Raw genomic sequence first — 6485 nt, 5'->3', positions numbered from 1 at the left:
CCTGTCAGTTACCTTTTTTCCAGCTTCACTGGTTTTTTGGCACTGAGAGCTCCCGTCAGTGGCTTTGGATCAAGCCTGCCTTCTTTTTTTACTGTATACGTTAGTAAAAAACATGGCGAACAAGAAGCCGAGGACTGCGGTCGTGAATGCTGCCGCCCAATCTTGTTTAAACACAGGCACTAGACTGAAGATACCGGTTTGCAAATACAGTATGGCCAAAAGAAGCCTGGCAAATGCCTTTTCCCTGGAAGCCTCTGCCACCGGATACAAACTTGTCCATAGCTTGTTTTCGTGGTGGCCCCAGAGCGGCATCAGCTGGAAACCGGTTAAATACAGGAAGATGACTGCAAGGAAAATCTGGCCCGCCCCATCTATGAGATAAATGCCCACTGCTCCAATGATGGTCAGCCTGGCAAATAGTCCGAAATAATCGCCCGATCTGATAAAGGTGATTCGGTAGATATGGTCAAACGTCTGGTTTTGCCCGTATTTCGCAGCAAGCAGGAAGTCGAGCCATTTGCGCCTCTTTACCCGGTCTTTCAGCTTGGGTACATCAGTAAATAAATTGGCGATACGGTAGAAAGCACCCATCCTCTTTTCCTCAAGCTCTATTAGCTGTTCCCACTTAAGCCCCTTCTCCCTGGTTTGCATCTGATAATACACATACAGCAGGACAAGGAGAAGCGCTGGAGCGAGAACAATAGGGCCTGCACTGGAGAAAAGCAGGTAAAGAACAACAGCATTGACCGCGAACCTGACAGCAGTATCCATCCGCCAAACACTTAAGTCAATATAATATTGAACCCTCCAGCGAATGAGCATATTGAGTGCCTTTAAGGCGACCAGGACAAGCAAAAAGAATAAGAATGAGCGATACCCTTCACCTGAAACCTGTGCATGGATGGGCATTAAAAGCGCCAGAAGAATGAGAAGCAGGTATGCCTGCAAGAAAAGGCTGAAGATGCCCGAACGCTTAAAATAATCCCCCAGTCTTTCCTCAAGTGGAATCAAAAAGACCTTATCCGCTTCTGTCAAAAAGGTCGCAACCGGGCTATAGGTTACAGCCCACGCCAGAATAAGGGCCATGATCCATGCAGACGGAAAGTCCGGTGCCAGTGTTTTTACCCATCCCTGATAATAAAAGCCTGCCGTCCCGATTAAAAACATGAATACGATGACCAGATGCCCATTAAAAATGTAGCGCAAATACCGGCTTGTCTCTTTCAAAAACAGAGTAAACCGTTCTTTCCATAAAGTTTCGGAATTAAACATAATCTTCTTCCCTTGTCAGCTGAATGTACAGGTCGTCCAGCGTAGCACCGGGCATGTTGAATTGCGACTGAAGCTCCTTCAGGGTTCCTTTTGCACGGATTTTCCCTTCGTGGAGGATGACAAATCGGTCGCAATACCTTTCGGCCGTTGCAAGAATATGGGTTGACATCAAAATCCCCGCACCATTTGCTTTCATTTTGTCCATGAGGTCCAACAGGGACTGGATGCCAAGAGGATCGAGCCCTACAAAAGGTTCATCGACGATGTACAGAGCTGGCTGGACAAGAAAAGCGCACATAATCATCACCTTTTGCTTCATTCCTTTAGAGAAATGGGCAGGAAACCACTTTAGGCGCTTTTCCATCCGGAACTCTTTCAGCAGTTCGCCTACGCGTGCCTTATATTCTGCTTCTTCCAGACCATAGGCCATCGCGGTCATCCTAAGGTGTTCTTCCAGTGTCAGTTCATCGTAGAGGATCGGTGTTTCGGGCACAAAAGTGAATTGCCTCCGGTACTCCTCCCGTCCAGCCTTAAAGCTTTTGCCGCTGATAGTGATTTCTCCCTTGTGTGGCTCCATCAGCCCAATTACATGCTTGATAGTTGTACTTTTTCCGGCGCCATTCAACCCAATGAGCCCAACGATTTCATTAGATTTGACCGTAAAGCTTATCTCCTTAAGGACTGGATTACGGGTATAGCCTCCAGTAAGGTTGTTGATTTCCAATAAAGCCATGGGCAACGTCCTTCCAACTAATTTTTCTTTTATCCATTTTATCAAATTCAGACATAGATAAAAACAGAAACTCCCCTCCGGCCGTTCGGTCCTAAAAAAACGGCAGGAAAATTGGGATATATTTTTTAAAAAGGGGCATTCTAAGTTTTGAAGGGGAAAGCAGTTGACCAATCGAAATGAGGTGTCTGTTAAAGACAAGTTTTTCGAGGTAACGCTTCACCAATAAACCGTTTTAGAAAACACTCCAATAAATGAGGTGTTTGCCGAAGACAATCATCCGCTTTATTCGTTGTCACATAAACAATAAAGGTCAGGAGATGGTTCGATTGAACACAGGTCCGTTTGTTGACACATTTCATTAAAAATGAGGTGTTTATCAAAGGTAACCGTGCAAAAGGCAGATAAAATGGAAATTATTCAGGCATGAAGCACGCTTTTCCCTTCAGGGCAGGATCCATCCCGGATCCTGCCTTTTTAAGGTTTCCTGATTGGCTTCTTTATATTTATTAGACAATTATGATAAAATACCTTAAAAGCTTTGAAAAAAGAAAGGGTGGAGTAAATGTCGGACTGCATTTTTTGCAAAATCGTAAACGGGGAAATCCCGGCTTCCAAGGTATACGAAAATGAACATGTCCTCGCTTTCCTGGATATCAGCCAGGTAACAAAGGGACATACTCTGGTTATTCCAAAAGTACATAAAGAAAACGTCTATGAATTGACAGATGAGGTTGCTGCCAATCTTTTCAGGGAAGTACCAAAGCTGGCGAATGCCCTCAAAAAAGCCTATGACCCGATTGGCATGAACATCCTGAATAATAATGGCGAACATGCCGGGCAATCAGTCTTTCATTACCATATCCACTTAATTCCGCGTTACGGGGAAGGGGACGGCTTTGGGGCTGTGTGGAAAACGCATAACAGCGAATACACTCCGGAAGAACTGAAAAAAATGGCTTCTTATATCCACAGTACACTATAAGCTTCTGCACTCGCAGAAGTTTTTTATTTTTTTCTCAGAAAAATAGCAATTTTCCTTGTTATCTGGTAGCATGGATTTAAAAAATCCACTCCTTTACTGTAATGCAATAAAGGAATCCGGGGGGAATATGATGAAACGTGCTTACAATTTTAATGCTGGTCCTGCTTCTTTGCCAGAATCCGTTTTGAAGAAAGCAGAACAGGAATGGCTCAATTATAAAGGAACTGGCATGAATGTAATGGAGATGAGCCATCGCAGCAAGCCGTATGAAGAAATCCACCAGCAAGCAAAAAACCTGTTAAAGAAGCTGCTTCAGATTCCCGACAGCTATGAAATCCTCTTTTTGCAGGGAGGCGCAAGCCTGCAATTTACAATGGTTCCCATGAACCTGATGGAAGAAGGGAAAAAGGGTCAGTATGTATTGACAGGGGCATGGTCGGAAAAAGCGCTGAAGGAAGCAAAAAAAATTGGCCATGCCGAAGCGATTGCCACAGGCAAGGACAATCAATACAGGGAAATCCCTCCCGTGTCTTCGCTAAAAATCGCCGAGGACGGGGCTTATCTGCATATCACGTCCAATAACACGATATTTGGCACGCAGTGGCACGAGACTCCAAAAGCAGGCATCCCGCTTGTCGCCGACATGTCCAGTGATATTTTATGCCGACCGATTGATGTAGCTTCCTATGGGCTGATTTATGCAGGAGCCCAGAAGAATCTGGGCCCTTCAGGGGTTACTGTGGTGATTCTTAGGAAGGACTTGCTGGAACGCTCAAATGATTCCCTGCCGACGATGCTGGATTACAGGACGCACGCCAAAAATGATTCCCTTTATAATACTCCGCCTACAATGGCCATTTATTTGCTGAAACTGGTGCTTGAGTGGGCTGATTCGCTGGGGGGAACGGAAGCGCTGGAAAAAATCAACAGGGAAAAAGCGGCCCTTCTGTATAACGCGATAGATGATAGCGACGGCTTCTATAAAGGCCATGCCGAAGCGTCCAGCCGCTCGCTTATGAATGTTACATTTACGCTTGAAAACCAGGAACTCACAGAAGCTTTTCTCGCTGAGGCAAAAGAACGCGGCTTCACTGGACTGAATGGGCATCGTTCAGTTGGCGGCTGCCGCGCTTCGATCTACAATGCCGTTCCGCTTGAACATGTGGAGGTCCTGGCCCAGTTCATGAAGGAATTCAAAAGCCGTTAACAGAAAATTAACACTTTACGCCAATTCAATATATGCTATAATGATAGCAAGCTTTTCGCTGCAGGCGAGAGACGCACTGCAGGAGAAGCAATAGTTAGCTAGAATAGTGGAGGAGAGTTGAGAAATGAATACAAAGAATCTTGTTGCGCTTGCACTGCTTGTGGGGATGGGTGCTGTTTTGCACACCATCGTACCGCCCTTTATCCTTGGAATGAAGCCGGATATGATGCTTACCATGATGTTTTTGGGAATTATTCTTTTCCCGGACAAGAAAAGCGTCTTGCTCGTTGCCCTCGTTACCGGGATATTATCGGCAATGACCACAGGTTTTCCTGGAGGACAGATTCCAAATATCATTGACAAGCTGGTTACAGCGTTTGTTTTTTACGGCCTGCTGACTGCATTCAGGAAATTCCATGGATCTGTCATTAATGCAGCTGTCCTTACAGCTGTAGGAACGATTGTATCAGGAACCGTATTCCTTGGATCAGCTTATTTGATTGTTGGACTTCCAGGCGCTTTCGTCGGACTCTTCGCTGGTGCGGTACTTCCGGCCGTTGTTTTCAACGCAGCATTCATGGCCATCCTGTTTCCGGTTGCCTTGAATATCTTCAAAAGGGCAAAGCTGGCAGACGCCAACTAATGATTGATGCAAAGAACCCGCGTGCGGGTTCTTTTTTTTCTGATTTTCATATAAGCAAGCTGAGAAGGAACCCCATGAGAAGCAGGACTGCCCCGGCTGCTCCGTATGCTTCCGCCTTTTTTCTTAAACGCTTTTTCGGCGGATATACTCCTGGCATACGCAACGCCAGCAGATTTTTGAACATGGCGAAAAAAAGAAACGTACTGCATATAAACATAATAAAAATAAATTTCCCCATCTCTTCCCCCTCTTTGCCAATAATGACACTCAATCACAGTGTGCATCTTCAACTAAGGCATTATGGTTTAATTCATGTATATTAGGAAAATAAATATGGTATACAGCAATCTTGAAGTGCGCAAAAAAAAGGAAATTCAATCCTTATTGCAGAAATATATTTAAAAGAATAATGAGGTGGTTGCATATGAAGGCAAAATCATTGTTATTGGGATTCCTCGCAGGCAGTGCTGCAGCAGGAATAGCGACCTTGTTGTCCGCCCCGTCTTCAGGGGAGGAAACGCGCAGGAAGGTGGCGGCAAATAAAAACGCGTTCGCCGCTGAATTAAAGGAATTGAAAGAAAGCCTGGCTGAAATCAAGGATTCCGTTTCATCTGTATCAAAAGAGGGAAAATCGGCCCTCAATGATTTTATCAAAGATGTAAAGCTTGCGTTATATGAATGGCAATTAAGTACAGAACAAAACAAAACGGCGCTGCAAAAGGATATAAAAGAAATTGAGCAGACCATTCAGGAATTGGAACAAGACATCGCTCAAAAATAAGCTCTCTGCCGTTTGGGCTGCCGAGGAGGCTTTTTCACAGGGTAAAGAGGAAGTTATTACTGTATGAATTAGGATTCCACTCTTTCTTGGTACATTTCCTCCCCTTCTCTTCTGGCAGCCCATCCGGTTGGAAGGGTTTTTTTAGGTAACAAAATAGGCTGTTTTCAATGAAAACTGCCAGTTTTACATAAAAAGACAAAAAAGTTTCTAAAAATTTAGAAATTAATCTTTATTATTTATTGTTTTATTGGCATAATGTTAATAGAAACATTAAAGTAGGTGAAAATGGGGATGACAGAGAAACAATATTCAATGAAAGAAGCGTTGATATTCAGCCAGCGGATTGCCCAATTGAGCAAAGCCCTTTGGAAGTCGATTGAAAAAGATTGGCAGCAATGGATTAAGCCGTTTGACCTGAACATCAATGAACACCATATCTTATGGATTGCCTATCACTTGAATGGTGCTTCCATATCGGATGTAGCCAAGTTTGGTGTTATGCATGTTTCAACAGCTTTCAATTTCTCCAAGAAGCTGGAGGAAAGGGGACTGCTGCAATTCTCAAAAAAGGAAAGCGACAAACGGAACACATATGTCCAGATAACAGAAAAAGGGGAAGCTATTTTATTGGGTTTGATGGAAACATATGAACCAGACAAAAATGCTGTCTTTTCCGGAGCCGCGCCCTTAAGGGATTTGTACGGGAAATTCCCTGAGATCATTGAGATGATGGCAATTGTCCGCAATATTTATGGTGATGATTTTATGGAGATTTTCGAAAAGTCCTTCAACAATATTGACAGCAAATTTGTCGATGATGACGGGGTCATCCGCAAAAAAGACACTGCGGAAAAAGAGCTTGTTTAA

The 6485-nt window shown here is 44.1% G+C and carries 8 protein-coding genes; 5 read left to right on the top strand and 3 right to left on the bottom strand.

The window, feature by feature from the left end; all coding sequences use genetic code 11:
- Positions 1–69: 69 nt before the first annotated feature.
- Together ADU22_RS08800 and ADU22_RS08795 are read right to left on the bottom strand one after the other, a co-directional pair.
- Complete coding sequence (locus ADU22_RS08800; protein ID WP_053361811.1) at positions 70–1272, bottom strand: ABC transporter permease; 1203 nt, start codon at positions 1270–1272, stop codon at positions 70–72.
- On the bottom strand, positions 1265–2005 hold the full coding sequence (locus tag ADU22_RS08795; protein WP_053361810.1) for an ABC transporter ATP-binding protein: 741 nt from the start codon (positions 2003–2005) through the stop codon (positions 1265–1267). Before ADU22_RS08795 ends, ADU22_RS08800 begins: the two co-directional genes overlap by 8 nt.
- Before the next feature lie 562 nt (positions 2006–2567).
- On the opposite strand from ADU22_RS08795, the gene ADU22_RS08790 reads away from it, so the two are divergent.
- From ADU22_RS08790 to ADU22_RS08780, 3 genes are all read left to right on the top strand, one after another.
- Entirely contained in the window at positions 2568–2987 is a 420-nt protein-coding gene (locus ADU22_RS08790; protein WP_053361809.1) for an HIT family protein, read from the top strand.
- 130 nt (positions 2988–3117) lie between these two features.
- Entirely contained in the window at positions 3118–4194 is a 1077-nt protein-coding gene (gene serC / locus ADU22_RS08785) for a 3-phosphoserine/phosphohydroxythreonine transaminase (protein WP_053361808.1), read from the top strand.
- Positions 4195–4318: 124 nt separating this feature from the next.
- The gene (locus ADU22_RS08780; protein ID WP_053361807.1) at positions 4319–4837 is read left to right on the top strand and encodes a tryptophan transporter; all 519 of its coding nucleotides are present in this window, start codon (positions 4319–4321) and stop codon (positions 4835–4837) included.
- Positions 4838–4883: 46 nt separating this feature from the next.
- On the opposite strand, the gene yhzF is transcribed toward ADU22_RS08780, so the two are convergent.
- Positions 4884–5075: a membrane protein YhzF gene (gene yhzF / locus ADU22_RS25600; RefSeq protein ID WP_053361806.1), complete on the bottom strand. Its 192-nt coding sequence runs from the start codon at positions 5073–5075 to the stop codon at positions 4884–4886.
- A gap of 186 nt (positions 5076–5261) precedes the next feature.
- Between yhzF and ADU22_RS08770 the strand changes: the two genes are divergently transcribed.
- Together ADU22_RS08770 and ADU22_RS08765 are read left to right on the top strand one after the other, a co-directional pair.
- On the top strand, positions 5262–5618 hold the full coding sequence (locus ADU22_RS08770) for a YtxH domain-containing protein (RefSeq protein ID WP_053361805.1): 357 nt from the start codon (positions 5262–5264) through the stop codon (positions 5616–5618).
- A gap of 291 nt (positions 5619–5909) precedes the next feature.
- On the top strand, positions 5910–6485 hold the full coding sequence (locus tag ADU22_RS08765) for an HTH-type transcriptional regulator Hpr (RefSeq protein WP_053361804.1): 576 nt from the start codon (positions 5910–5912) through the stop codon (positions 6483–6485).

The organism is Bacillus sp. FJAT-27251, assembly GCF_001273925.1.
In the GTDB taxonomy this organism is placed as follows: Bacteria; Bacillota; Bacilli; order Bacillales; family Cytobacillaceae; genus Mesobacillus_B.
This window is presented reverse-complemented; position numbering and strand designations above follow the sequence as displayed.